This is a genomic window from Bacillus sp. YC2 (assembly GCF_019891195.1).
Taxonomy (GTDB): Bacteria; Bacillota; Bacilli; order Bacillales; family Bacillaceae; genus Bacillus.
The window spans coordinates 137,038-162,776 of record NZ_JAHXDO010000005.1 but is presented as its reverse complement, the minus strand read 5'-3'; the positions used below and the strand labels follow the sequence as shown (position 1 = coordinate 162,776).

General features: G+C 46.1%; 22 protein-coding genes. 5 read left to right on the top strand and 17 right to left on the bottom strand.

Annotated features, from left to right (window positions below):
* Positions 1-8: 8 nt before the first annotated feature.
* From ytaF to KY305_RS10580, 9 genes are all read right to left on the bottom strand, one after another.
* Complete coding sequence (ytaF, locus tag KY305_RS10620) at positions 9-641, bottom strand: sporulation membrane protein YtaF (RefSeq protein WP_223062484.1); 633 nt, start codon at positions 639-641, stop codon at positions 9-11.
* A gap of 135 nt (positions 642-776) precedes the next feature.
* Positions 777-1,607, bottom strand: a complete 831-nt coding sequence (gene mutM / locus KY305_RS10615) for a DNA-formamidopyrimidine glycosylase (RefSeq protein WP_223062483.1) — start codon at positions 1,605-1,607, stop codon at positions 777-779.
* Positions 1,608-1,631: 24 nt separating this feature from the next.
* Positions 1,632-4,274: a DNA polymerase I gene (gene polA, locus KY305_RS10610; protein WP_223062482.1), complete on the bottom strand. Its 2,643-nt coding sequence runs from the start codon at positions 4,272-4,274 to the stop codon at positions 1,632-1,634.
* Positions 4,275-4,517: 243 nt separating this feature from the next.
* The gene (gene pnpS / locus KY305_RS10605) at positions 4,518-6,257 is read right to left on the bottom strand and encodes a two-component system histidine kinase PnpS (protein WP_223062481.1); all 1,740 of its coding nucleotides are present in this window, start codon (positions 6,255-6,257) and stop codon (positions 4,518-4,520) included.
* Entirely contained in the window at positions 6,250-6,969 is a 720-nt protein-coding gene (locus tag KY305_RS10600) for a response regulator transcription factor (protein WP_223062480.1), read from the bottom strand. The genes pnpS and KY305_RS10600 overlap by 8 nt, the downstream gene beginning before the upstream one ends.
* A gap of 216 nt (positions 6,970-7,185) precedes the next feature.
* Positions 7,186-8,124 (bottom strand): malate dehydrogenase, encoded by a 939-nt coding sequence (gene mdh / locus KY305_RS10595; protein ID WP_223062479.1) that lies wholly within the window; start codon positions 8,122-8,124, stop codon positions 7,186-7,188.
* Positions 8,125-8,169: 45 nt separating this feature from the next.
* Positions 8,170-9,441, bottom strand: coding sequence for an NADP-dependent isocitrate dehydrogenase (gene icd / locus KY305_RS10590; RefSeq protein ID WP_061523075.1), 1,272 nt, complete (start codon positions 9,439-9,441; stop codon positions 8,170-8,172).
* Between the two features lie 160 nt (positions 9,442-9,601).
* Positions 9,602-10,720 (bottom strand): citrate synthase, encoded by a 1,119-nt coding sequence (gene citZ / locus KY305_RS10585; RefSeq protein WP_223062478.1) that lies wholly within the window; start codon positions 10,718-10,720, stop codon positions 9,602-9,604.
* Positions 10,721-11,053: 333 nt separating this feature from the next.
* The gene (locus KY305_RS10580) at positions 11,054-11,518 is read right to left on the bottom strand and encodes a DUF441 domain-containing protein (protein WP_061523077.1); all 465 of its coding nucleotides are present in this window, start codon (positions 11,516-11,518) and stop codon (positions 11,054-11,056) included.
* A gap of 97 nt (positions 11,519-11,615) precedes the next feature.
* Between KY305_RS10580 and ytvI the strand changes: the two genes are divergently transcribed.
* Positions 11,616-12,731: a sporulation integral membrane protein YtvI gene (gene ytvI, locus KY305_RS10575; protein ID WP_223062477.1), complete on the top strand. Its 1,116-nt coding sequence runs from the start codon at positions 11,616-11,618 to the stop codon at positions 12,729-12,731.
* 30 nt (positions 12,732-12,761) lie between these two features.
* On the opposite strand, the gene KY305_RS10570 is transcribed toward ytvI, so the two are convergent.
* The 7 genes from KY305_RS10570 to dnaE all read right to left on the bottom strand — a co-directional run bounded on the left by KY305_RS10570 (position 12,762) and on the right by dnaE (position 23,069).
* Positions 12,762-13,145: an FxsA family protein gene (locus KY305_RS10570; RefSeq protein WP_214804016.1), complete on the bottom strand. Its 384-nt coding sequence runs from the start codon at positions 13,143-13,145 to the stop codon at positions 12,762-12,764.
* A gap of 108 nt (positions 13,146-13,253) precedes the next feature.
* On the bottom strand, positions 13,254-15,011 hold the full coding sequence (gene pyk / locus KY305_RS10565) for a pyruvate kinase (protein ID WP_223062476.1): 1,758 nt from the start codon (positions 15,009-15,011) through the stop codon (positions 13,254-13,256).
* 38 nt (positions 15,012-15,049) lie between these two features.
* On the bottom strand, positions 15,050-16,009 hold the full coding sequence (gene pfkA, locus KY305_RS10560) for a 6-phosphofructokinase (protein WP_223062475.1): 960 nt from the start codon (positions 16,007-16,009) through the stop codon (positions 15,050-15,052).
* A 181-nt stretch (positions 16,010-16,190) separates the two neighbouring features.
* Positions 16,191-17,168, bottom strand: coding sequence for an acetyl-CoA carboxylase carboxyl transferase subunit alpha (gene accA / locus KY305_RS10555; protein ID WP_214804013.1), 978 nt, complete (start codon positions 17,166-17,168; stop codon positions 16,191-16,193).
* Positions 17,153-18,025 (bottom strand): acetyl-CoA carboxylase, carboxyltransferase subunit beta, encoded by an 873-nt coding sequence (accD, locus tag KY305_RS10550; RefSeq protein WP_223062474.1) that lies wholly within the window; start codon positions 18,023-18,025, stop codon positions 17,153-17,155. The genes accA and accD overlap by 16 nt, the downstream gene beginning before the upstream one ends.
* A 330-nt stretch (positions 18,026-18,355) precedes the next feature.
* Positions 18,356-19,588, bottom strand: a complete 1,233-nt coding sequence (ystJ, locus tag KY305_RS10545; protein ID WP_223062473.1) for an NADP-dependent malic enzyme — start codon at positions 19,586-19,588, stop codon at positions 18,356-18,358.
* A gap of 142 nt (positions 19,589-19,730) precedes the next feature.
* Positions 19,731-23,069: a DNA polymerase III subunit alpha gene (dnaE, locus tag KY305_RS10540; protein ID WP_223062612.1), complete on the bottom strand. Its 3,339-nt coding sequence runs from the start codon at positions 23,067-23,069 to the stop codon at positions 19,731-19,733.
* Between the two features lie 146 nt (positions 23,070-23,215).
* Here dnaE and ytrH point away from each other — a divergent pair, with 146 nt between their 5' ends.
* The 3 genes from ytrH (at position 23,216) to KY305_RS10525 (ending at position 24,354) form a co-directional block, all read left to right on the top strand.
* Positions 23,216-23,557 (top strand): sporulation membrane protein YtrH, encoded by a 342-nt coding sequence (ytrH, locus tag KY305_RS10535; RefSeq protein WP_223062472.1) that lies wholly within the window; start codon positions 23,216-23,218, stop codon positions 23,555-23,557.
* Positions 23,554-24,057, top strand: a complete 504-nt coding sequence (ytrI, locus tag KY305_RS10530) for a sporulation membrane protein YtrI (protein WP_223062471.1) — start codon at positions 23,554-23,556, stop codon at positions 24,055-24,057. Before ytrH ends, ytrI begins: the two co-directional genes overlap by 4 nt.
* Positions 24,058-24,162: 105 nt before the next feature.
* Entirely contained in the window at positions 24,163-24,354 is a 192-nt protein-coding gene (locus tag KY305_RS10525; RefSeq protein WP_214804007.1) for a YtzJ family protein, read from the top strand.
* A 17-nt stretch (positions 24,355-24,371) separates the two neighbouring features.
* Here KY305_RS10525 and KY305_RS10520 read toward each other — a convergent pair whose 3' ends face one another.
* Positions 24,372-25,313: a DHH family phosphoesterase gene (locus KY305_RS10520; RefSeq protein WP_223062611.1), complete on the bottom strand. Its 942-nt coding sequence runs from the start codon at positions 25,311-25,313 to the stop codon at positions 24,372-24,374.
* A gap of 118 nt (positions 25,314-25,431) precedes the next feature.
* Here KY305_RS10520 and KY305_RS10515 point away from each other — a divergent pair, with 118 nt between their 5' ends.
* A complete protein-coding gene (locus tag KY305_RS10515; RefSeq protein WP_223062470.1) occupies positions 25,432-25,734 on the top strand; it encodes a YtpI family protein in 303 nt (100 codons plus the stop codon).
* The last annotated feature ends 5 nt before the right edge of the window (positions 25,735-25,739 follow it).

The window sequence follows — 25,739 nt, the reverse complement described above, 5'->3', positions numbered from 1 at the left end:
ACTCCTCTTTACAATTTCCAAATCCCGATTAAAATCAGCAGGATTCCCGGCAAAAATGACATTTTGGAAATCCAATTCCATTTCGCCAGCAAATGCCCGGCGTTAATACCGAATGAGACAAACAGAGAGCTCATCACACCAACCGTCACGCTCATCATAATCGGAGAAAAGCCCAGTATGGCGGCGCCCATCCCGGCGCCAAATGCGTCAATTGACAAGGCGAAGCCCAGCAAAAGCGCCTCGATTCCGTTAATAGTCCCGGATCGATCAATATCGGCGCTGGTCGGCTTTCTCAAAATATGAATAACGATCCCGAGCGATTTCACTTCTAAATTAAGTAACGTTTTTTCATGCAGTAAGTAATCCGGTTCTTTATCCGGTTTAAAAAACTGATAGATGACCCATGCCCCGATTCCGACTAAAATCAGCCCGCCCAGCTTCTCTGTGACGGATACGGGAAAAATCTTTGTCAGGAAATGCCCGATCAGCATGGATACAAACATCACAGAGGCCGAGCAGCATGCGATGACGGCAATCGCTTTGAACGGGATTTTCATTTTTCTCAATCCATACGTAAATCCAACTGAAAAACTGTCCAAGCTGACAGCAAAAGCCAGCAGCAGCAAAGAAACAATCTGCATATCCGGTTCTCCCTTTCTGTTGGTGGGCAATTGTGACAAATGCCTATTGGGTGAGTCACATTATATATATGGAGAAAGGAAGGCAACTGTGTTATAAAAAAGTCATTTCAGCTGCCGCTTGAACAGATTTTCGGTTTATGATTTTTTTTGGCATCGGGCGCAGAAATGCGTGCCCCTTCCGCCGACGACGATTTTAGAAATCATCGTGCCGCACGTTTTGCACGGCTCATCCTTTTTGCCGTATACGAAATGATTGAGCTGGAACATTCCGATCTCCCCTTGCGAATTGAGATAGGACCGGACCGTACTTCCGCCCGCATCAATCGCTTCTTGAAGAGTGTCTTTAATTTCAGTGCGGAGCTTGTTGATCTGGTTTGCAGACAAATTGTTCGCTTTCGTCTCAGGGTGAATCCCTGCCCGGAACAGTGCTTCATCGACATAAATGTTGCCGAGGCCGACAACCGTTTTTTGATCAAGCAGGGCGGTTTTCACCGCACGGTTCGTTTTTGAAAGCCGTTCTTTTAAATAGGCGCTGGTGAATTCTTCATCGTCCGGTTCAGGGCCGAGCTGTGACAGCGGCAGCTCGTTCATTTCCTCACCCGGTGAAAATAAATGCATCGTTCCGAATTTCCGCACGTCCCGGTAACGGAGCTGTGTGCCGTCTGTCATGGTGAACACCACATGCACATGCTTATCGTCCGGTTCGTCTGCCTTGTGAAGACCGTATTTTCCTTCCATCCGCAGATGGGATACCATAACATAATGATCCAGGCGGAAAAGCAAAAATTTCCCCCGTCTTCCGATGGATCGGATCGTTTCTCCTGCAATTTGCCGCGCAAATTCCTCCGGCTCGGCGGGTTTTTTGATGATATTCGGCCATCTGATTTCCGCCGATTGAATCGTTTTCCCCTTCACAAGACCGGTCAGAGTGCGCCGGACCGTTTCAACTTCTGGCAATTCCGGCACAATCATCACTTCCTTTTTTTCTGTTTATTTTGCGTCGTACCAAGACGGCCCTGAAGCAAAGTCCACCTTTAACGGCACGTTTAATGATAATGCATGTTCCATCACTTCAGGAACAAGCTTCTCTAATATTTCAATTTCTTCCTTCGGCGCTTCAAAAATTAATTCATCGTGCACTTGCAGCAGCAGTCTTGCCTTCAGCTGTTTTTCTTTCAGCTTGGCTGCCATATCAATCATGGCTTTTTTGATAATATCAGCGGCGCTTCCTTGAATCGGCGTATTCATCGCCGTTCTTTCCGCAAAGCTTCTGAGATTGAAATTGCGGCTCGTCAGCTCAGGGATATAACGCCGGCGCTGCATGAGCGTTGTTACATATCCTTTTTGCTTCGCTTCTTGGACCGAGTCTTCCATATACGCCTTGACGCCTTGGAAGCTCTCCAAGTAGCGGTCAATAAATGCGCCCGCTTCCTTCCGGGTAATGCCGAGGTTTTGAGAAAGCCCGTAATCGCTGATGCCGTAAACGATACCGAAATTGACCGCTTTCGCCTGGCGCCGCATGGCTTGTGTTACTTCATCCTCAGCGACATGGAAGACATCCATGGCGGTTTTCGTATGGATATCCATGTCATTCGTAAATGCCTCGATCAGATTTTCATCCTTTGAAATGTGCGCGAGCACCCGCAATTCAATTTGCGAATAGTCGGCAGCGAATATGAGCCAGTCCGGTTCAGACGGGACAAACGCCTGACGGATTTTGCGCCCCTCTTCCAGCCGGATCGGAATATTTTGCAGGTTCGGATCTGTCGAGCTGAGGCGTCCGGTTTGTGTTAAGGCTTGATTGAAGCGTGTGTGTACCTTATGCGAATCCTTGCGTGTGACTTTCAGCAGCCCCTCAATGTAAGTCGATTGAAGTTTGCCGATTTGTCTGTACTGCAAAATATAGGCGACAATGTCATGTTTGTCAGCAAGCTTTTCCAGCACATCTGCTGAAGTGGAGTAGCCTGTTTTTGTTTTCTTCACAACAGGCAGGCCGAGCTTTTCAAACAGAATGACGCCGAGCTGTTTAGGAGAGTTGATATTAAACGTCTCGCCGGCGGCTTCATGGATTTTTTCTTCATATTCTTTCAGCTTCGCCTTGAGTTCTTCGCCCATTCGTTTCAGCCTTTCGACATCCACCTTGACGCCCATTGATTCCATTTCTCCGAGAATGAGTGCAAGCGGAAGCTCCAGATCTTCATACAATTCAAGCTGGTTATTCTCTTCGAGATCGTGCAGCAGCTTTTCCCGGAGGCTGTTTACGGCAGCAGCTTTTCTTGCGAGATGAAGGGCAAGCTCGTTCTCAGCCGGAACGGCACGCTTTGCGCCCTTTCCGTAAAACGCTTCGTCGCTTGAAACGATGTGCAGCCCGTATTCCTTCGCAACACTGGCGACATCGTCGTAAGAATTGCCCGGATTAATGATATACGCCGCAAGGAGCGCGTCAAATTCCGCCCCCTTCAGCTCAATGCCTTGCCAGCGCAAAGCGACAACGGACCGTTTGCTGTCAAACACCCATTTTTTCATTGAATCGTCCTCAGCCCAAGACTTAAATACATCGGACTGGATGGCTGTGTCTGTCGGAATATAATAAAGACCCTTTTCATTCACGATAGAGAAGCCGAGAATCGGTTCTTCGTGATAATTGTCGCCGATCTGCTCGACGACCAAAGCAGACGGCGACACGAGCATTTCACTAGTAATCTCTGTGACCTCTTTCACGTCTACTTCCTCAAACGCTTCCTCCTGCGCCGCTTCTCCGCTTTCCTCTCCAAGCCGCTCAAGAAGCGTGTTAAAACCGAGGTCTTTAAAAACGGTAATGACTTGCTCCCGGTCAAACCCCTGATAATCTAAATCTTCGAGCTTCACTTCAATCGGCGCATTTGTCATGATCGTAGCCAGCTCTTTGCTCATCAATGCTTGATCCTTAAATTCCTCAAGCTTTTCTTTTAATTTTTTTCCGCTCACTTCATCGATGGAGTCAAGCAGCTTTTCAACGGAATGGAACTGCTTCAACAGCTTAATCGCCGTTTTTTCTCCGACGCCCGGCACGCCCGGAATGTTGTCGGATGAATCTCCCATCAACCCCTTCATATCAATGATTTGCGAAGGAGTCAGGCCGTACTTTTCTTCGACGTGCTCCGGTGTGTAATCTTCTACGTCAGTAATGCCTTTTCTCGTAATGGCAACGGTTGTTTTGCCGGTTGCAAGCTGGGTTAAGTCTTTATCTCCTGAAAACACCTTAACTTCGAATCCGTCTTTTTCAGCCGATACGGCCAGCGTTCCGATGATATCATCGGCTTCATATTCAGGAAGTTCATATCGGCTGATATTGTAAGCATCCAGAAGCTCGCGGATAAACGGCATCTGTTCTGAAAGCTCCGGCGGCGTTTTTTGTCTTCCGCCTTTATATTCTTTAAACGTGCTGTGGCGGAAAGTGGTTTTCCCCGCATCAAAAGCCACCAGCATGTGGGACGGCTTTTCATCTTCCAGCATTTTCATTAAAATCATCGCAAAGCCGTAAACGGCATTTGTATGAATGCCTTTTTCATTGCTTAACAGCGGTAATGCAAAAAATGCCCGGTACGCCAGACTGTTTCCGTCGACAAGCACTAATTTTTTTCGTTCCGTCATTCAATATCCTCCTAAGAGCAAAAGCTCCTTTTCCTCTTGTTTTAATCTCATCGCTTCTCTTATTTTAACAAAGTTCAATTTGAAAGGAAAATGAGCGAACCTCCCGGAAACGCAAAAAAGGACGGGAACAAGAAAAGACGTTCCCGCCGTCAAAATTGGCTCCTTGGATGAAGGGGTTCTGTTACATCCTAACAAGATAGGTTTAACAGGTCATGAAGAAATTGTTAACTCTTTGTAAAGCCGTTACGCCTCAAGCGCACGTTTCAGTGTCACAGTAAATACCGTGCCCTTTCCCGGTTCGCTTGATACTTCTATTTTACCTTCATGGGCTTCTATTAAATGTTTGACGATAGCAAGGCCCAGCCCTGTTCCGCCTGAGTTTCGGCTCCTGTCTTTATCCACCCGGTAAAACCTTTCAAATATCCGGGGGATTTCTTCTTTCCTGATCCCGATTCCCGTATCGGAGACTTCGATATCAACATCGGATTCTCTCACCTTTACAGAAATCGAAACCGAGCCTTTTTCCGGCGTGTAAGTTAAAGCGTTGTTCGCCAGATTCAGGAATACCTGCTTCAGCCTGTGCGCATCCCCCGCCACAAAGATCGGCTCTTTCGGAAGATCAAGCTGAAAGCTGATGCCTTTTTCCGCAGCCTTATGCTGCAAAAGCGCTTCGATTTCATGCAGAATTTTAGCCGCATCAAAAGAATCTACGCGCAGCGTAAAGTTTTGCTGCTCCATTTTGGATAAATCCAATAAATCCTGCACGAGTGATTGGAGCCTTTCGCTTTCTTTCAGAATAATAGACAGAAATTCAGAAAGCGCCTTCTCATCCTTCATCGCCCCGTCCAACAGCGTTTCCGTAAAACCTTTAATAGAGGTAATCGGGGTTTTCAGTTCATGGGAGACATTGGCGACGAAGTCCTTTCTCATCTGCTCCAATTTTTTAATTTCCGTCATATCATGAAACACGAGAACAATGCCTTTCCATTCATCGTCAGGGCCCATAATCGGGACGCCGTCAACCTCAAAATAGCGCCGTTCGATTTTGATGGGAAGCCTGAGCAGCTGGCGTTTCTTCGTTTCTGTCATAAAGATGTCTTCGACCAGCCGAATGATTTCCTCATGTTCAAATGCGTCATGGTAGAGACGCCGAAGCAGACGTTCAGGATTTGTATGGAACTGCTTCGTATACGACCTGTTCACGAGATTAATAAAGCCTCTCCCGTCTATTAAAATCAAACCTGATCCGATATTTTCGATGACGGTCAGCAGGCGGTCGCGCTGCATATCCTGCGTTCTCGTCATTTCCATCAAATCCACAGCGAGGCTGTTCATAGCGCGCCCGAGACGGTCTGAGCGTCTTGCGTACCCGCCGTAGGAGCGGGCGTCATAGTTCCCCTTAGACAGCTCAGTGGCCACTTTTGTCGCGGAGTCGATTGACCTTTTGTAACGGGAGGTCATATTCGTATAGAAGAAAACGATAATAATAAAAGCAGTACAAAGGCTTGCAGCCAGCATGCCCCACATTTCCCCTGTTATATTTGAACTTTTATCGATCCGCGAGGAAACGAGCACATATCCCGCCGTTTGGCCGGCGGCGTTTTTAAGGGCCGTTCCATGCCATACTTTCTCTCCGTTCTGAATCGCCGCCGCATTTTTATTACGGGAGACGAATTCCTTTATAGCCGAGTCATCAGCGCGTCTGCCTGAGTGATATAAACCGCGGCCTTTTTCATTTAATACGGACACGTCGATATCTAATGTACGGCCGGCATCTTTAATGACCGTTTCGTTTCTTTTATTGTTTACTTGGCCGGCGTCAAGGAGTCCGGCTATGTATGCGGCTTCCTTTTCAAGCTGTCCCTCCGTTCTTTCCTTGGCGGATGAAGAAATGAGCTGCTGCAAGAAAAGGCCGAGAACACTGAAAACCAATATGATACAGACAACGAGTAAAGCGAACAAACGCACACGGACTTTATTCATTCATTTTTGGCTCCTCCAGTTTATACCCCAAACCTCTGATTGTTTTAATATAAATGGGTTTTTTGGTATTAGTTTCGATTTTGTCGCGAAGATGGCTGATATGGACATCGACAATACGGGTGTCTCCGGCGAAGTCATAGTTCCAGACCGCGCTCAGCAGAAGGTCTCTTGTCAGCACTCTCCCCTTATGTTTTCCTAAATACAGAAGCAGTTCAAATTCTTTAGGCGTGAGCTCAAGCTGCTTTGATTTAAAGTACGCTTCGTAATGGTCCGGGAGAATTTTCAGTTCCCCGATGACAATCTGCCCGTCCTTTTCACCGTCCCTGTCATGCGGCAAAGAAGAAATATCAGCTCTTCTTAAAATGGCTTTCACCCTTGCATTGACCTCTCGCGGGCTGAACGGTTTTGTCATGTAATCATCCGCCCCGAGCTCAAGTCCCAGCACTTTATCAAACTCCTCATCTTTTGCTGTCAGCATTAAGATCGGAACCATCATTTTTTGCTGTCTGAGCTGTTTGCAGACGTCGATTCCATCCAATTTCGGCAGCATCACATCAAGTACGATTAAATCCGGCTTTTCCTTCTCTGCATGCTCCAGAGCCTCTTCACCGTCTGATGCAGTGATGACCTCATAGCCGGACCGTTCCAGGTTATACTGTAAAAGAGTAACGATAGATTGTTCATCATCTACAACTAAAATTTTTTTGTTCATGCTGCGCCCTCCGCTATCTATTTTCCCCGACATCCAATTTTCTCTATTTTATGTGATGTTTATGTCTTTCATGATTTCATTTTAACGAATCCCGGCCTTTCAGACAATTCGCCTTTTTGATCATTTTCAGAGAAATAATGGCGTCAAAGATAAAGAAAACGCTTTCATTAATTGTAAAAAGAGGAAGGCTTCTGTTTCGGAAGCCTTCCCGTTTACTTATGATAATACTTTCATCACGTTTTTAACAGATTCAACTGATTTAGTCAGCTGCGCTTTTTCATAGTCTGTCAGTTCCAGCTCGATGATCTGCTCAAGTCCGTTGCCTCCGACAATTGTCGGTACGCCTAAGTAAATTCCTTCATGCCCGTATTCGCCTTCTAAATAAGCGATTGTCGGCAGCACACGGCGCTGATCTTTTAAAATGGCTTCTACCATTTCTGTCAGTGAGGCCGCAGGCGCATAGTAGGCGCTTCCGTTTCCGAGAAGGTTGACGATTTCCCCGCCGCCTTTTCTTGTGCGCTCTACAATCGCATCAAGACGGTCTTTCGGGATAAGCGTTTCAAGCGGAATGCCGCCCGCATATGAGTAGCGAACGAGCGGAACCATGTCATCACCGTGTCCGCCAAGAACGAAACCGGTCACATCTTTCACGGACAGGTTTAATTCTTCCGCGACGAACGTTCTGAATCTGGCAGTGTCAAGCACTCCGGATTGGCCGATGACGCGCTCTTTCGGGAAGCCGGATTCTTTGTAAACCGCATATGTCATCGCATCAACAGGGTTTGTTAATACAACGATGATGCAGTCAGGAGAGTATTTTACAATTTCACGTGTTACGCTTCTCATGATTTTTTCGTTTGTAGATACCAGATCATCACGGCTCATGCCTGGTTTTCTTGCAATACCCGCTGTGATAACGACGATATCTGAACCGGCTGTATCCTCGTAGTTGGATGTGCCGGTGATTTTCGCGTCAAATCCTTGAACCGGGCTTGCTTCCAGCATGTCAAGCGCTTTTCCTTTAGTCGGGTTTTCTAATTGCGGAATATCAACGAGCACAACATCCGCAAGCTCTTTTTGAGCTGTTAAGAAGGCTGTGGTCGCTCCTGTAAATCCTGCTCCGATAACAGAAACTTTACTGCGTGTTTTTCCCATGATTCTCTTCTCCTTTTTTGGCTTCATTAGAAGTCTGCTTTTGGCTCAGTCCATGTTTTTAATAAGCTCTTCACCGAACTCTGAACATTTAACCTCAGTTGCACCGTCCATTAATCTGGCAAAATCATAAGTTACTACTTTTGAAGCAATTGTTTTTTCCATTGATTTGATGATTAAATCTGCCGCCTCATTCCAGTTTAAATGTTCAAGAAGAAGCACTCCTGAAAGGATAACTGATGACGGGTTGACTTTGTCAAGTCCGGCGTATTTAGGAGCCGTTCCGTGAGTCGCTTCAAAAATCGCATGTCCTGTTTCATAGTTGATATTCGCACCAGGGGCGATTCCGATTCCGCCTACTTGAGCCGCAAGAGCGTCAGAGATATAATCTCCGTTTAAGTTCATCGTCGCTACGACGTCAAATTCGCTCGGACGGGTTAAGATCTGCTGAAGGAAAATATCAGCGATGCTGTCTTTCACAATGATTTTCCCTGCCGCTTCCGCTTCGCTTTGGGCTTTATCAGCCGCGTCTTTTCCGTCTTTTTCAACAATACGGTCATATTCAGCCCAAGTGAAAACTTTATCTCCGTATTCTCTTTCGGCAAGTTCATAGCCCCAATTTTTAAAGGCGCCTTCAGTGAACTTCATGATGTTCCCTTTATGAACAAGCGTTACAGACTTACGGCCGTTTTCAATGGCATACTCAATGGCTGCTCTGACTAAGCGGCTTGTTCCTTCTTCAGAAACAGGCTTGATGCCGATCCCGGAAGTTTCAGGGAAACGGATTTTGTTAACGCCCATTTCATTTTGTAAAAAGCTGATCAGCTTTTCAACTTCCTCAGAACCTTTCGCATATTCAATACCCGCGTAAATATCTTCCGTATTTTCACGGAAAATGACCATATCCGTATCTTCAGGACGTTTTACCGGAGAAGGCACCCCAGTAAAATATCTGACCGGACGCAGGCATGTAAATAAATCAAGCTCTTGTCTCAGCGCGACGTTCAGAGAACGGATACCGCCGCCTACCGGTGTTGTCAGCGGGCCTTTGATTGCGATGAAGTACTCTCTGATATCTTCCAGGGTCTCAGCAGGGAGCCACTCACCTGTTTTATTATAAGCCTTTTCGCCGGCATAAACTTCTTTCCACGTAATTTTTTTCTCGCCTTTATATGCTTTTTCAACAGCAGCTTCTAATACTTTTGAAGCGGCGTTCCAAATATCAGGGCCTGTGCCGTCACCTTCGATAAACGGGATAATCGGGTTATTTGGTACGTTTAATACTCCATTAGAGACTGTAATTTTTTCACCTTGTGACACAATATTACCTCCCAGTATGTAGTTCATATTTAGAAAACATTTTATTTTTCTTATATAAAAAACAAAATGATTTTTCTCAAGATTCTATCAAAATTGTAAACCATCAGAGGCTTGATTAACAAGAGGCTAACGACATGAAAATCACCAGCCTCCCGTTTCATCAGGCTCTTTCATCAATCGGAACAAAGGTCTGCTTATCCGGGCCCGTGTAATCAGCACGCGGACGGATGAGCCGATTGTTATCGTACTGTTCAAGAATATGGGCGATCCAGCCTGACATTCTGCTGATCGCAAAGATCGGCGTGAACAAATCATGGTCAATGCCGAGGCTGTGGTAAACGGATGCAGAATAGAAATCAACGTTAGGCGGGAGTTTTTTCTCCGACGTCACGATTTCTTCGACACGGATGGACATGTCATACCATTTGCTTTCACCCGTTAAATTCGTCAGGCGCTTGCTCATCTCTTTTAAATGTTTCGCGCGCGGGTCTCCATGCTTATACACACGGTGCCCGAAGCCCATTACTTTTTCTTTCTTTTCCATTTTGCTGCGGATATACGGTTCGGCGTTTTCCACTTCGCCGATCTCAGTCAGCATTTTCATAACGGCTTCATTGGCGCCGCCGTGGAGCGGTCCTTTTAAAGCGCCGATGGCAGCTGTGATGCCTGAGTAAATATCGGATAAAGTGGCGACACATACTCTCGCCGTAAACGTTGATGCATTCAGCTCATGATCTGCATGAAGAATCAGCGCTTTGTTAAACGCTTCCACTTCAATCGGCGAAGGCTCTTCACCGTTTAAAGTGTAAAGAAAGTTCTCGGCGATTCCGAATTCTTTCTTCGGTTCAATAGGCTCAAGCCCCTTGCGCATTCTAGAGAAAGCGGCGACAATACCCGGCACCTTCGCCTGCAGACGGATGGCTTTTCTGTAGTTCGCTTCCGGATTCATGGTATCGGCTTCACTGTCAGTCAGACCGAGTAAAGAAATCGCTGTCCGAAGCGCAGCCATTGGATGAACTTTATTGAGGGGATAGGATTTGAAGTGCTCAATGATTTCTTGTGGAACGGCAGCTTCTGTTGCAAGCTGTTTTTTCAGTTCAGCAAGTTCCGTTTTATTTGGCAGCCGCAAGTGCCACAGCAAATAAATAATTTCTTCAAAACTTGCATTCTCTGTTAAGTCATCAATATCGTACCCTACATATGTAAGGGTATCGTCGATAATAGAACTTACAGATGATGTTGTTGCTACAACCCCTTCAAGACCGCGTGTTGCTGTCATATTAACCTCTCCTTTTCAATCAAAATTCCCCTTTAAAGAGTAGATAAAACATACGGCTTACTTAAAACGAGCCATGCAAACACTCCCTTTCCCCTTTAAGAAAATGCTTACATTTCACTGTTTGCGGTTACATAACCGATATGCTTATGAAAGAACATAACAAATTCTTATAAGCTTATTTAAGTTTAAGCCTATTCTTATTATAAACAATAATCAGACATTTGTTAAATGTTTACCTATAATTTTTTTTGTTTTTCGCAAACTTTCTTGATTTTACGCGGTTTTTTCCCCTTTTTCCGCAAGAAAAAAAGCGGTTTGAGGCCGCTTTTTACTTTATGAAGTGAATATTTTTACGATTTGCATAGCCAAGTAGGCAATTCCGGCTCCGATTAACGGACCGACGGCGACTCCCCCAAAAAGCGCGACGGCAAGTATCGTCCCGATCACAAGCGCCGTTGTAATGTGAGGATCATTCTCCAATAGAGTAAGTCCGTTTTTTGCGATTAAAGCGACGGCGATTCCGGCTCCGAGGGCAATCCACGCGTAATACGATCTCATCGCTTCGCCAAGCTGCTTAAAGCCGATATCCCCCGTTGCAATCGGCACCAAAACAGCGATCGTAATCACGGTGACACCCCAGTTGATTCCTTTTGACTGAATAACCGGAAACAGTTTTTGATCAAGCCCGACGGCTTTAATCACAATGAGAAAACCGACGGCAAAAAGCAATGATTGATTTTTAGCTATAAGTGCAATCGCAAGCAATAAGATTAAAAATAAATTAGCCTGTGTAAACATGCTGAAAACACCCTCCTTCATCATAACTGTATTCATATCCTTTTTTTTCAGGAATAAACTAAATAAATAGGACGTGCCGACCGAGAGGAGGATCGATTTGAATCCGCAATACGCAACCATTTTTTTCCGCACGCTTTTTGTACTGGCTGTGGCCGGCGGCGCTTTGGCTGCGGGTTACGCCTCATTTCCGTTAACTTATCCGTTTCTGATCGCACTTATTCTTTCATCCGCGATTATCCCTTTTGTCGACTGGCTGGACAAACTGACGGGGCTGCCCCGGTCTGTAAACACAGTCATTGTCCTTGCCTTTTTTTTGCTGCTTCTCCTTGGCGCGGCTACATTTCTTGTAGCGGAAATCATTTCGGGAACGGCGTATTTGGCAAAAACGCTTCCTCCCCATATCAGCGCTTTTATTACCTATTGCGAGGAACTGTTCACGTCCCGCATTCAGCCATTGTACCATGAGCTGACTGTCTTATTTAACGGACTGGAAACGAAGCAGCAGGCTTCGATCGTGACTCATATTCAGACGCTCGGTGATACAGCCGCTAAAAACGCAGGATTGATGCTGTCACACCTTTTTGAAATGGTGCCGAAACTGTTTGCCGTTCTTCCCAATACGGCCGCTGTCTTTATTTTTTCATTGCTTGCGACCTTTTTTATCACAAAGGATTGGCATAAGCTGAAGGCGCTGCTGCATTCGATTCTTCCGGAACGGGTCTCAGCAAACGGAAAGGCCGTTGTGGGAGAGCTGAAAAAAGCAATGGCCGGTTTCATTAAGGCGCAGGCCGTGCTCGTTCTCTTTACAATGGTCATTGTCTTTATCGGACTTTTTCTTTTACACATTGAGCATGCGGCAACAATTGCCTTCTTTATCGGGCTTGTGGATCTTCTTCCCTACCTCGGCGCCGGGTCGGTGTTTGTTCCCTGGATTATTTACTTATCCATTACAGGACAGCTCCCTCAAGCCATCGGCATCGGAATTTTATATATTGTCGTTCTCATTCAGCGCCAACTGACGGAGCCGAAAATCTTAAGCAAATCGATCGGCATTGACCCTCTTGCCACGTTAATCGCCCTGTTTGCCGGTTTTAAGCTGTTTGGATTTTTAGGACTTGCTGTCGGACCCGCGCTGCTTGTCTTCATCCAAGCGTTTATTACGACCGGTACGCTTAAAGAAATATGGGCCTATATTACCATTCAATCAAAATAAAAAAGCAGCCTTTGTGACAGGCTGCCGTTTTTATTTAATAATCATCCGCTTGTTTTTCGACATTCCTCTCAGCCATTTGAACATTAGCGGCTTAGAACGGTTCCGGATAAACGGAATCAAGAGACAGGCTCCTAAGACATCTGACAAGAAACCGGGGATCATCAGAAGCAGACCGCCGATAAAGACGCACATACCGTCCAGAAGTGCTTCTCCGGGCATTTTGCCGTATTGCAGATCGCGCTGCACCCTGTGATACACATCGATTCCCTGCCTTTTTGCCACTAAGGCGCCTAAAACGCCCGTCAAAATAATGAGAAGGATCGTCGGAAAAATGCCGATCAATTTTCCGGCCAGCAAAAAGAGGCCGATTTCAATTGCCGGACATACGATAAATAGTAAAAATAAGTATTTCATATTCTGCCCTCCTGCACTTCTCAGCACGTTCACCGCCCGCGCGGGAATGTGAAAAACAGTGAAAAGACGAAAAGAGAAGGGCACTCCCCTCTCTTCTCTTACGGCTGTTTAAAGAACGCTTGCGCGGCCTTCATACACTGCGCCGCGGGCAGCGTCAACTGTGATAACCTGTCCTTCTGTTAAAACAGCAGTCGCATTTTCCATTCCGACGATGACCGGAATGCCGAGGCTTAAACCGACCACAGCAGCATGGCTCGTTAAGCCGCCTTCTTCTGTAATAAGCGCTGATGCTTTTTCAAGTGATGCGATCATGTCGCGGTCAGTGCTTGAAGCAACCAATACCGCGCCGTCTGTCATTTTTTGTTCAGCTTCTTTTGCATTTTTGGCAATAACGACCGGGCCGAATGCTGATTTGCGTCCGATACCTTGTCCTTTTGCCACAATGCTGCCGACGGTGTGGACTTTCATCAGGTTTGTTGTACCTGATTCACCGACTGAACCGGCTGTAATGACAATCAGATCGCCGTGTTTGACAATTCCGCTGTCAAGCGATTTTTGAACTGCATCTTCAAGCATTTCATCTGTTGAATTTGCGTTTTGTCCGCTTGCCGGGAATACGCCGAATACAAGACCGAGTTTGCGTGATACAGACTCATTCACAGTTACGGCCACAATCGGAGCCTGCGGACGGTATTTCGCGATCATACGCGCCGTATGGCCGCTTTCTGTCGGAGTAACGATAGCTGATGCGCTAAGGTTGATCGCCGTGTGCGCAACAGATTGGCCGATTGCATCGGTAATCGTCATGCCGACTTGATCTCTGCGTTTAGAGAGAATTTCTTTATAGTTCAGAGATTCTTCTGTGCGTGTGGCAATGTTAAACATCGTTTGAACGGCCTCAACAGGATATTGCCCTGCAGCTGTTTCACCGGAAAGCATAATCGCATCTGTTCCGTCGAAAATAGCGTTGGCAACGTCACTTGCTTCAGCACGTGTCGGACGAGGGTTGCGCTGCATGCTGTCAAGCATTTGTGTCGCCGTAATGACCGGTTTGCCGAGCGCATTGCACTTTTTGATCATTTCTTTTTGCACAAGCGGCACTTCTTCAGCCGGAATCTCTACGCCGAGGTCTCCGCGCGCTACCATTAAGCCGTCAGATACTTCCAGGATCGCGTCAAGGTTATCTACGCCTTCTTGGTTTTCGATTTTAGGGATGATTTGAATGTCCGATGCATTATGTTCTTCAAGCAATTCGCGGATTTCAAGCACATCCGTAGAACGGCGCACAAATGACGCAGCAATGAAATCTACGCCTTGCTCAATACCGAAAATGATGTCTTTTGCGTCTTTTTCCGTGATGCCCGGAAGGTTAACGCTGACGCCGGGAACGTTTACGCCTTTTTTATTTTTCAGCGTGCCGCTGTTTAAGATTTTTGTTTTGATTTCATGTTTTTCCGGATTTGATTCGATGACTTCCAATCCGATTAATCCGTCATCCAAAAGGATGATAGAGCCTTTTTGCACGTCTTCTGCCAAGCCTTCGTAAGATACTGAGAATTTTTCAAGCGTCCCCAGAACTTCTTTCGTTGAAACGATAATTTCATTTCCCGCTTGCAGATCAAGCGCGCCGTTTTCCATTTGGTGCGTACGGATTTCCGGGCCTTTCGTATCAAGGAGAATTCCTACATTTTTGCCGAGCTTTTTACTTGCTTCCCGGATGTTTTTAATTCTGGCGCCGTGCTCTTCGAAATCACCGTGTGAAAAATTCAAACGAGCAACGTTCATACCCGCTTCCATTAATTTCGTAAGCATTTCAACACTTTCACTGGCCGGGCCGATTGTACAAACGATTTTTGTTTTTTTCAACTCGTTCACTTCCTTCTAAAATCTTCAGCTTTTGCCTCTTATATAGACAGTTCCTTTGAAAGCTGATACATGTTTGGTTCAATAGTATGTCTTGTCTCCAAAATTTCTATAATATCATGGTCTACAAGCTTGTTGTTTTGTATACCTACGCAGCGTCCGCCTTTTCCTTCGAGGAGAAGTTCAACTGCGTAAGCGCCGAGGCGGCTTGCAAGAACGCGGTCAGAAGCGCTTGGAGATCCGCCGCGCTGGATGTGCCCTAACACAGATACACGCGTTTCTAGGTTTGTTTCTTCTTCGATGCGTTTTCCGAATTCAACTCCGCTGCCTACCCCTTCGGCAACGATAATGATACTGTGTTTCTTTCCGCGGTCATGCCCTCTTTTTAAGCGGCCGATAATTTCATGCATATCATAGTCCGCTTCAGGAATTAAAATCGATTCCGCTCCGCCGGCAAGCCCTGCCCATAAAGCAATGTCGCCCGCATGGCGCCCCATCACTTCAATGACATATGTACGTTCATGCGACGTAGCTGTGTCACGGATTTTATCAATCGCGTCGATGACAGTATTTAACGCCGTATCGAATCCGATCGTAAAATCAGTTCCCGGGATGTCATTATCTATCGTACCCGGTACACCTACACACGGAAACCCGTGTTCCGTTAATTTTTTCGCTCCCATGTAAGAACCGTCGCCGCCAATGACCACAAGCCCCTCAATGCCGAGTTTCTTTAAATTTTCTATTCCTTTTTCACGGCCTTCAACTGTTTTGAATTCAGGACATCTGGCTGTGTACAGCTTTGTTCCGCCGCGGTGAATGATGTCACCAACCGAGCCAAGCTCCAGTTTTTCTATTTTCCCGTTGATTAATCCGGCATAACCGTTATAAATGCCGTAAACCTCTACGTTGTGGTAGATAGCCTTCCGTACAACCGCGCGAACCGCCGCGTTCATCCCCGGGGAATCCCCGCCGCTCGTTAAAACTCCTATACGCTTCATTTCCTATTCACCTCAGAACATATATATGTTAAACATATCATGATCATTGCCCTAAAACAATGAAAAGGGACGCCTGGGCTCCCATGAAACCTTACCTATTATACAATTAAATAAATTGTTTTTAAATAAAATTTAAGGAATATCACAAAAAATAAACGTGAGCCATAGGCTTCACGTCTATTTAGTTTACCCCGATATAATGATCCTCAACCGAAACTTTCCCAATCGCTTTATATTTTTCATAGCGCTGGCTGATCAATTCTTCCGCGCTCAGTTTGATAAGAGATTTTAACGATTGTTTCAGAGTTTCGTCAATATAGCCCGCCTGCTGCTTAATATCATGGTGTGCTCCGCCTTTTACTTCTTTAATCATATGATCTATAATACCTAATTCTAATAAGTCAGGCGCAGTGATCTTCATGGTTTCTGCCGCTTTTTTGGCAAGGCTTGAATCTTTCCATAAAATTGATGCCGCTCCTTCAGGAGAAATAACCGAATAAGTAGAGTTTTCCAGCATAAACATGCGGTTGCCCACACCCAGAGCCAGCGCGCCTCCGCTTCCGCCTTCTCCGATTACGATACAAATGACAGGCACTGTGAGTCCGGCCATTTCGAACAGGTTTTTGGCAATTGCTTCGCTTTGTCCGCGCTCCTCAGCCGCTTTACCGGGATATGCTCCCTTCGTATCAATAAAGCAGATAATCGGACGGTTAAACTTATCGGCTTGTTTCATGAGGCGAAGCGCTTTGCGGTAGCCTTCAGGATGAGGCATCCCGAAATTGCGGACAAGGTTTTCTTTCGTATCTTTTCCGCGCTGGTGGCCGATGACGGTTACGGGCATGCCGTGATACTTGGCAACTCCCCCGACAATCGCCGCATCGTCTCCGTACGTTCTGTCTCCGTGGCATTCAAAAAAGTCGGTAAACAGATATTGAATGTAATCAAGCGTCGTCGGACGGTCAGGCAGCCGGGCGATTTGAACTCTGTCCCACGGCTTCAGATTTTTATAAATTTCATCTTGAAGCTTGCTGAGCCGGTCTTCAAGCCTTTCGATTTCAGCGCTTAAATCCATATCCGAATCTTGGGTGAATTTTTTCAGTTCGGCGATTTTAGTTTGCAGTTCAACCACCGGTTTTTCAAATTCTAATCTTGCAGCCACTCATGCTCACCTCCTGTTTGGTGCATGTCCAGCAGATATCCGAGTTTATCTTTCATATCATTTCTATGAATTACTGCATCAAGCTGGCCGTGCTTTAATAAAAATTCCGCCGTCTGGAAATCTTCCGGCAGTTTTTCCCCGATCGTCTGTTCAATGATACGTCTTCCCGCAAAACCGATCAAGGCTCCCGGTTCAGCGAGATTATAATCGCCGAGAGAAGCGAAGCTCGCCGATACCCCGCCTGTCGTCGGATGGGTCATGATTGAAATAATCAGGCCCTGCTCCTCACTGAACAGTTTTAATGCAGAGCTTGTCTTCGCCATCTGCATAAGGCTTAAGACCCCTTCCTGCATGCGTGCGCCGCCGGAAGCGGTAAAGATGATAAATGGGACTTTTTCCTCTTTTGCTTTTTCAATTGCAAGCGTAATTTTTTCTCCGACAACGGAACCCATGCTTCCCATGCGGAATGTCGAATCCATAATCGCGACCACGGCAGGGAAACCGTTGATGTTCCCTTTTCCGGTAACAACCGCTTCATTCAAAGATGTTTTCTCACGGTCTTTTTCGACTTTTTCTAAATATCCCGGAAAACCGAGCGGGTTCTCAGAAATCATTCCCTGGTTGAATTCCTCAAATGAATCTTCATCCAGGATGCTATCGATGCGCTGTTTTGCATTCATCGGGAAATGGTATCCGCAATTCATGCAGACGCGCAGATTTTTATCTAACTCTTTTGTGAGCATGATTTTTTTACATTTGGGGCACTTTGTCATAATGCCTTCCGGAACATCGTGTTTTGCCTGCTCAGACGGCACGGAAGCATATTTTTTCTTTTTTGTGAATATATCCTTTAACAAATGATTACCTCCCTTTTGTGAAGGGTTCTCTTCACTGCATGTCTTCCGATTAAGATAGACTTAATAATAACTTTACCGAAACTATTGTACTTTTTTTGTCAAACGGTGTCATCCTCCATTCGACATTTTTTGCTCTGAAACAGGCCGATATCGGTATTAAAAAAGCAGTGAAAAACGTTGCTCAGCCTTATTTGTCAGCGTTTTCAAAAGAAATAGCGGATACTGCTGAAATTTTTTCAAGACCTGCCCTTTAAAAAATGTCGGCAGTCCGTTTATTGAACAACAGCGCGTTGTTTTCTGCCAACGCGCTGCCATTCTTATATCCGTTATTTATTCGCCGATGACAGTAAGCTTTCTTGTTTTTTCAGCGACTTCTTCAGGGTCAACGTTCATTCTTGCCACACCTGTTTCCATCGCCGCTTTTGCAACAGCTTTTGCAACAGCAGGCGCAACGCGTTTGTCAAATGGAGCCGGGATGACATAATCCGCGCTCAATTCTTCCTCTGAAACGAGGGACGCAATGGCTTCAACCGCTGCAATTTTCATCTCTTCGTTAATATGAGTCGCGCGAACGTCAAGCGCTCCGCGGAAAATTCCCGGGAATGCCAATACATTGTTTACCTGGTTCGGGAAATCGGAGCGGCCTGTTCCGATTACGCTTGCGCCGGCTGCGCGCGCGTCCTCAGGCATGATTTCCGGATTCGGGTTCGCCATTGCGAAAATGATCGGATCGTTCGCCATGCTTTCAACCATTTCTTTCGTTAAGGCACCCTCGACTGAAACGCCGATAAAGACGTCTGCATCTTTAATGACATCCTGAAGCGAGCCGTCTTTGCGATCTTGGTTAGTAAACTTCGCCACTTCGTTTTTCACACTGTTCATGCCGGCAGGGCGCCCTTCGTAAATGGCTCCTTTTGAGTCGCACATCACGATATCCCGTACGCCGAAATGATAGAGAAGCTTTATGATCGCGATGCCTGCCGCTCCCGCTCCGTTCGCCACCACTTTAATGGATGACATGGATTTCCCTGACAATTTCAACGCGTTTACAAGCCCGGCAACGGTTACAATGGCAGTTCCGTGCTGATCATCGTGGAAAACCGGAATATTTGTTTCTTTTTTCAGGCGTTCTTCAATGATAAAGCAGTTCGGTGCCGCAATGTCTTCAAGGTTGACGCCGCCGAAAGTCGGAGCAAGAAGCTTCACCGTGTCGATTATTTTGTCCACATCATTTGTGTCAAGCGCGATCGGGAACGCGTCTACTCCTGCGAAGCTTTTAAAGAGGACCGCTTTCCCTTCCATGACAGGCAGTGAAGCTTCAGGCCCGATATTGCCGAGTCCGAGAACGGCTGATCCGTCTGTTACGACTGCTACCATGTTCCCCTTCATTGTATAATCATATACTTTGTTTTGGTCATCATAAATCTCTTTACACGGCTCAGCCACACCAGGAGAGTAAGCAAGGCTTAAATCTTCCGCATTTCTTACTTCAACCTTTGCTTTTGATTCCAGTTTTCCTTGGTTGACTTTGTGTAAATGTAATGCTTCTTCTCTTAATGACATTCTTTAATACACTCCTTTTAAGTACTTTATTACATATTCTGCTGCATAGACTGGTACAATCTCTGGAGATGAAAAATATCAGAATCTTTAAATAAGATAGCACAATTGCTTCAATTGTATAACAAAACTATTGGTGTTACCACTATTTTAATACGACGTTTTGCCGGCCCAACAGCTCTTTTAAACGGTATAACACCTGATGGTCAGCTTGTATATGAAAAGAATCAGGCAGCTTAATCGTCTGCTTCTGCTTCTCATAATAAAGATACACGCCAGTTTCCCCTTTATGCTCCAGTAAAATACGCTTCATCTTTGCCAAAAGTTCCTGATTGTGACGACTGCCTTCTATTTTGATATAAACAGACGGCGCTTTGTCAGTTCCCGTTTGCTCCAAAATGGATGCCGCGGAAATAATGAACTGTGTTTTTTCCTGCCGCTGCTCCATTTTTCCATACGCGTATAAAAGCGCGCCTTCTGTTAAGAGCGGCGACAGCTTTCTGAATTGGTCAGGAAACACGATGGCTTCGATCTCTCCCGTTTCGTCGCTTAATGTGAGAAACGCCATATGCTGACCTGTCTTTGTCCGAATCGTTTTGATGCCGGCGAGCAAAGCCCCGATTGACAGCTGACCCTTCGGCATTTGCCGCGCTTCTGCTATCGGCAGCGCTCCCCGGGCCGTCAGCCCGTCCCTGAAGACAGACAAAGGATGGCTTGAGAAATAAACGCCGAGGGCCTCCTTTTCAAACCGAAGCATGTCCACAAGCGGAAATTCCTCAGCTTCTACATATTTTGGCTTAATGGAAAAAGATTCTTCCAAAAACAATCCCATCTGGTCATCGTCTGCACGAAAAAGCTCGGCGTGCTCTAAAGCCACATCAACGGAGGCGAGCAAGGTCGCGCGGTTTTGATTGAATTCGTCCATGGCACCAGAAAATATAAGGGCTTCGATGGTTTTTCGATTTACACTCTTTGCAGGTACGCGAAAGCAGAAATCAAAAAGATCCTCGAACGGTTTATGTTTTCTTGCTTTATAAATATCTTTCACTGCCGAGACACCTACGTTTTTAATGGCGCGCAAGCTGTATCTGACGGCTCCGTTTTCAACTGTAAACGGAAAACTGCTGCTGTTTACTGACGGCGGAAGGACTTCAATCCCGCTCCCCTTTGCTTCGTACAGATATTGCGATATTTTGTCCTCATTGCCGATGACGCTCGTCAGCAGCCCGCACATAAAATATAAAGGATAATGCGCCTTTAAATACGCGAGCTGATAGCCGATCATGCTGTATGCTACAGCATGGCTGCGGTTAAATCCGTAGTTTGCGAATTTCACAATCAGATCGTAGACCTCGTTTGCAGTGACTACAGAATACTCCTTTTTTAAGCACCCTTCAACAAAATGGCTTCGCTCCCTGTCCAAAATGTTCTTCTGCTTTTTGCTGACGGCACGTCTGAGCAGGTCCGCCTCGCCTAAAGAAAAACCTGCCATGCGCGATGCGATCATCATAATCTGCTCCTGATAGACGATGACGCCGTATGTTTCAGCCAGGATGCTCCTTACATCTTCATGCGGAACCTCTACACGCGCCCGCCCGTGTTTCCGGTCAATAAATAACGGGATATTTTCCATCGGACCCGGCCTGTACAGCGCATTAACCGCGACAATGTCCTCAAGCCTTGACGGCTTAAGGCGCTTCAGCACGCTCCTCATTCCTGACGATTCAAGCTGAAAAATCCCTGTCGTATCGCCTTTTGAAAGCAGTGTGAAGGTTTTTTCATCTTGATAGGAAATCCCGGAAAAATCTATTTTGGTATTTGTCTCTTTTTCAATCATCGTTTTAATCGATTCGATCAGCGTAAGATTACGCAGGCCTAAAAAGTCCATTTTTAAAAGGCCGAGATCCTCCAGATGATCCATCGCATACTGGGTTAAGTATACGCCTTCATGGCCTTCCTGAAGGGGAACAATCTCAGATAGAGGCTCTTGGCTGAGAACAACGCCTGCCGCATGTGTAGACGTATGCCTCGGAAGGCCTTCGATTTTCTGGGCGATTCGGAAAACTTTGGCAGTCACGGCGGATTCAGAAAGCCGCTGATTCAGCTGTGCGGACTGGCGCCTCGCCTCCTCCAGCGTCATACCGGGCTTTGACGGGATCAGGCGGGCGAGCTGGTCGGCTTCTTTCGGGCTGATTCCGAAGACTCTCCCGGTATCTCTTAAAGCAGCCTTTGCCGCAAGAGTTCCGAAGGTAATGATCTGAGCCACATGCATACTGCCGTATTTTTTTTGCACATATTGAATGACCTCATCCCTTCTTGTATCAGGGAAATCAATATCAATATCCGGCATGCTGATTCGCTCAGGATTCAGAAAACGCTCAAACAGCAGAGAATGTTTCAGCGGATCTACATCTGTAATGAAAAGGGTGTAAGCGACAAGTGAGCCTGCCGCGGATCCCCTTCCAGGTCCGGTTACGATGCCTTGCTCATGCGCGTATTTCATAAAATCCCACACGATGAGAAAGTAATCGCTGAATCGCATCCGCCTGATCACATCCAGCTCGTATTCAAGCCGCCGGACAGCGCGATCATCGGGTGATTCAAAACGGCGTCGCAGCCCTTCAAAGCATACTTCCGCCAAGTAATCATCCGCAGATTTTCCGTTTGGCGCCGGAAATGACGGAAGCCGTGTCTGTCCGAGGCTGACATCAACATGGCACTGTTTTGCGATATTTGCTGATGCCTCCAGCGCCTCGGGATGCTCGGCGTAAAGCTCTCTCATCTCATCAGGCGATCTCAAATGTAAGCCGGGTATATCCCCGCTCTGATCGGCCCATTTTTCCCCGGCTTTAATGGCGCACAGACAGCGATAAGCATCTTGATCTTCTTTCCGTATATAATGAACATCCCCGGTTGCGCAGACAGCGATTTCCGTCTCGGCGGACAGCCGGAGAATCTCTTCTGATAATGTCCCGTCGTTTTTAAACGGCTGGTACCCTAAGTAAAAACAGCCTTCTCCAAACAACGCCCGAAACTCCTTAGCGGTTTGAACCGCTTTTTCAAACTCCCCCGCTTGCAGCAAGGTTTCAATATACCCTTTTTCACCGGGTGTAATGGCGATGAGCCCCTCATGATAGCTTTTCATCCATTTTTGTTTGATGCCGCCCTTTGATTTGGATTGCAGCGCGCTTGAAATCTTCAGCAGGTTTTGATAACCGGCGTTCGTCGCCGCCAAAAGAACAAGCGGACAGGCTTCAAGTTCGGATTCATCCGTGTAAAGAGATGCCGTCAGTCCGATAATCGGCCTGATTCCGTTTGCCTTGCATGCTTTATAAAACTCAATGGCGCCGTACATGACATTTTCGTCAGTCAGCGCCAAAGATGAATATCCGAGCGCGCCGGCCTCTTTGACAAGCTCTTTCACGGAAGCGGCGCTGTTTAACAGACTATAGCCGCTATGTACTTGCAGGTGAACAAAAGACAAAGCCGCCACCCCTTTCTCGTATACGTTCATTTTTGTCTTTCTACATTATAAGACGGGTTTTCATAAGAAACAAATGTTCTTTTTTGACTCATCATCATACTTGTCCGTATCGCTCAATATGATAGTAAGGTGAGGTGATGTATAAAATGGATCAGGAAGCCGGATTTATGGCAAATTTCATTAATAGTTATTTTATCGCGTTCGGTGTTTTGTTCGGCGGCGCGCTGATCGGCGGCATCGGCGCTTATTTATCGGGCGAGGCCCCGCTGACAGCGATTACGAAGCTGGCGAACAGGCTGAAAATCTGGGCGCTCGTCGCGGCCATCGGAGGGACGTTTGACGCGGTGTACAGCTTTGAAAGAGGAATTTTAGAAGGGAATACGCGCGACATTTTTAAACAGCTTCTGTTGATCATCTCAGCCATGGGCGGCGCCCAGACCGGCTGGCTGATTATTTCTTGGCTGACCCAGGAGAATATCTCCTCATGAGAATTCCCGAATATTATAAAAAACCGGGGTGGCAGCGTTTTTTTGCGGGGATGATGTGCGGCGCTGCAGTCAGCTGGCTGTTTTTCCTGTTTACATACGCAACGTTTCAGGAAGAACAGGTGACATTAATCGAAAAACAGCAGGAGCATATGCGGGATTTGAAGACTCAGATTTCCATCTATCAGGAAGATCTTCATAAATTAAATGAAGACAATAAAAAAAGGCTGCTGATTCAAAGTGTTGATATTAAACTGCTTAACGGCGAAAAATATAAAATTTCGCAGCCTGACAAAATGAAATTCGAAGAGCATGTAAAAGATAATATCTCTGAGGTCATTACAAAAGATATTGAAAGTGTGTATAAAACAAAGGAGCTTTTAAAACGGACGATTGAAAACAAAGTGTACACCATAAATGAGAAGGAATACAAAGCTGAAGTGAAGGAACTGACAATTTACACGAGATTGTCTGTCGAAATTAATATTTCTTTTGCGACGTAAATATGTCATTTTTAAAAATTTTCCAAAGATGTGTCGCTTTTTTCTCCGCTTTTTTATAAACTGTAAATGAGACATTTTCAATGAATCTGAAGGGAGGAAGGGAAAATGGAGGTTTTTAGTGAACGACGATTAGCAAAAGATCACGCAGACCGAATCAGACAAGGCTATTCCGCATATGCAGAAACAGACACACTCGCTTCCCTCATAAAAAAAGAACTCCAAATCTATAATCTCCGCGTCTACGAAGACCTGACTGAATTCGGCTGCTGGTTCATCCCCTTGACAGATGAACACTAAGAAAGAGGGTCTCCCCTCTACTTGTGTTCGTTACATAACTCTTCCAGATCAGCCAAAATCGGCTCGGTTTCGTCCCAGCTGTAGACGGACGCGCCGGCTGCGAACGGATGCCCACCGCCATTGTATTTTCGGGCAAGTCCATTAATGACCGGTCCTTTAGAGCGGAACCGGACTCTGATTTGATCGTCTTCTTCTACGAAAAACACCCATGCGCGAATACCTGAAATATTTCCAAGCGTTCCGACAAGCTGTGACGCTTCAGAAGCGGTTGTCCCATATGTCTCCAGAATGTCTTTCTTAATGAAAACGGAAGCGACGCCGTTTTCAGACAATGACACATTTTGATAAATAAAGCCGTTCAGCTTCACCACATTCAATTTTGTTTCATACAATTGATTAAACAGCTCCGAGGATGAAAATGGGAACTCAATGAGCTCTCCCGCGTATTTTAATGTCTTTTTTGTTGTGTTCGGGAATAAAAAGCGTCCCGTATCACCGACGATACCCGCGTAGATCAGCTCAGCTGCTTTCGTGTTCAGTTTCCAGCCGTGCTGCTTTCCTTCCAGGTACAGCTCATAGATCATTTCGCTTACGGAGCTTGCATTCGTATCGACCCATAAAAGATCGCCATACGGATCTTCATTTGGATGGTGATCTATTTTCATGAGCTTTGCGCCGGAATGGTAGCGCTGATCGTCGACACGCCCTTGATTTGCGGTGTCACATACGATGACAAGAGCATCTTTATATGTTTCGTCATCCACCTCATCGAGGGAATATAAGAAAGACAAGGACGGCTCAGGCTGTCCGACGGCAAAAATATTTTTTTCAGGATACGTTTCCCGCAGGATTTCCGTAAGGCCGCACTGTGATCCGTAAGCGTCTGGGTCAGGCCTCACATGTCTATGTAAGATAATGGTGTCATATAATGATATGGTTCTGATCAGTTCGGATTTCATCTTTTTCTCCTTTTTGTTTTTATTCATTTAATCATACTCTTTGATTACGGAAAAGGAAAATCTTTCGGCAAGACAGGTTTAACGGTTTCGTAAACTCATACAATGGAGGATTTCATTTATGCTGGTTTTTGTTCTTCTCATCGGGCTTTCTGCCTGCTTTTACGTCTATTACAAAGTAAAGGGCGTTCGGACGAAACGGGCGCTGGAAAAGGAATGTTTTTCGGCTAAATCAAGTATGGCGTTAGGCGCGCTGGTGCTGCTGTACGGGATAAACCAAATGATTTTATTTCATTCAGTCTTAACCCTCGTCATCGGCGGCGTCTTCATTTTAATAGGGGCAGGCAGCGCATGGGCTGGGTATAAAGCCTATAAGCATTATGAACCCATCCATGCAAAAGAAGCGGAGAGAGACCACGCATAGTGAAG

What these genes read in the sequence shown, in the direction of transcription:
- ytrI (WP_223062471.1), top strand. Translation starts at nt 23,554, where the DNA reads ATGAGAATTCCCGAATATTATAAAAAACCGGGGTGGCAGCGTTTTTTT.
- ystJ (WP_223062473.1), bottom strand. Translation starts at nt 19,588, where the DNA reads ATGTCATTAAGAGAAGAAGCATTACATTTACACAAAGTCAACCAAGGA.
- polA (WP_223062482.1), bottom strand. Translation starts at nt 4,274, where the DNA reads ATGACGGAACGAAAAAAATTAGTGCTTGTCGACGGAAACAGTCTGGCG.
- ytrH (WP_223062472.1), top strand. Translation starts at nt 23,216, where the DNA reads ATGGATCAGGAAGCCGGATTTATGGCAAATTTCATTAATAGTTATTTT.
- ytaF (WP_223062484.1), bottom strand. Translation starts at nt 641, where the DNA reads ATGCAGATTGTTTCTTTGCTGCTGCTGGCTTTTGCTGTCAGCTTGGAC.
- citZ (WP_223062478.1), bottom strand. Translation starts at nt 10,720, where the DNA reads ATGACAGCAACACGCGGTCTTGAAGGGGTTGTAGCAACAACATCATCT.
- KY305_RS10515 (WP_223062470.1), top strand. Translation starts at nt 25,432, where the DNA reads ATGCTGGTTTTTGTTCTTCTCATCGGGCTTTCTGCCTGCTTTTACGTC.
- pfkA (WP_223062475.1), bottom strand. Translation starts at nt 16,009, where the DNA reads ATGAAGCGTATAGGAGTTTTAACGAGCGGCGGGGATTCCCCGGGGATG.
- KY305_RS10520 (WP_223062611.1), bottom strand. Translation starts at nt 25,313, where the DNA reads ATGAAATCCGAACTGATCAGAACCATATCATTATATGACACCATTATC.
- pnpS (WP_223062481.1), bottom strand. Translation starts at nt 6,257, where the DNA reads ATGAATAAAGTCCGTGTGCGTTTGTTCGCTTTACTCGTTGTCTGTATC.
- KY305_RS10600 (WP_223062480.1), bottom strand. Translation starts at nt 6,969, where the DNA reads ATGAACAAAAAAATTTTAGTTGTAGATGATGAACAATCTATCGTTACT.
- KY305_RS10525 (WP_214804007.1), top strand. Translation starts at nt 24,163, where the DNA reads ATGGAGGTTTTTAGTGAACGACGATTAGCAAAAGATCACGCAGACCGA.
- mdh (WP_223062479.1), bottom strand. Translation starts at nt 8,124, where the DNA reads ATGGGAAAAACACGCAGTAAAGTTTCTGTTATCGGAGCAGGATTTACA.
- KY305_RS10570 (WP_214804016.1), bottom strand. Translation starts at nt 13,145, where the DNA reads ATGAAATACTTATTTTTACTATTTATCGTATGTCCGGCAATTGAAATC.
- KY305_RS10580 (WP_061523077.1), bottom strand. Translation starts at nt 11,518, where the DNA reads ATGTTTACACAGGCTAATTTATTTTTAATCTTATTGCTTGCGATTGCA.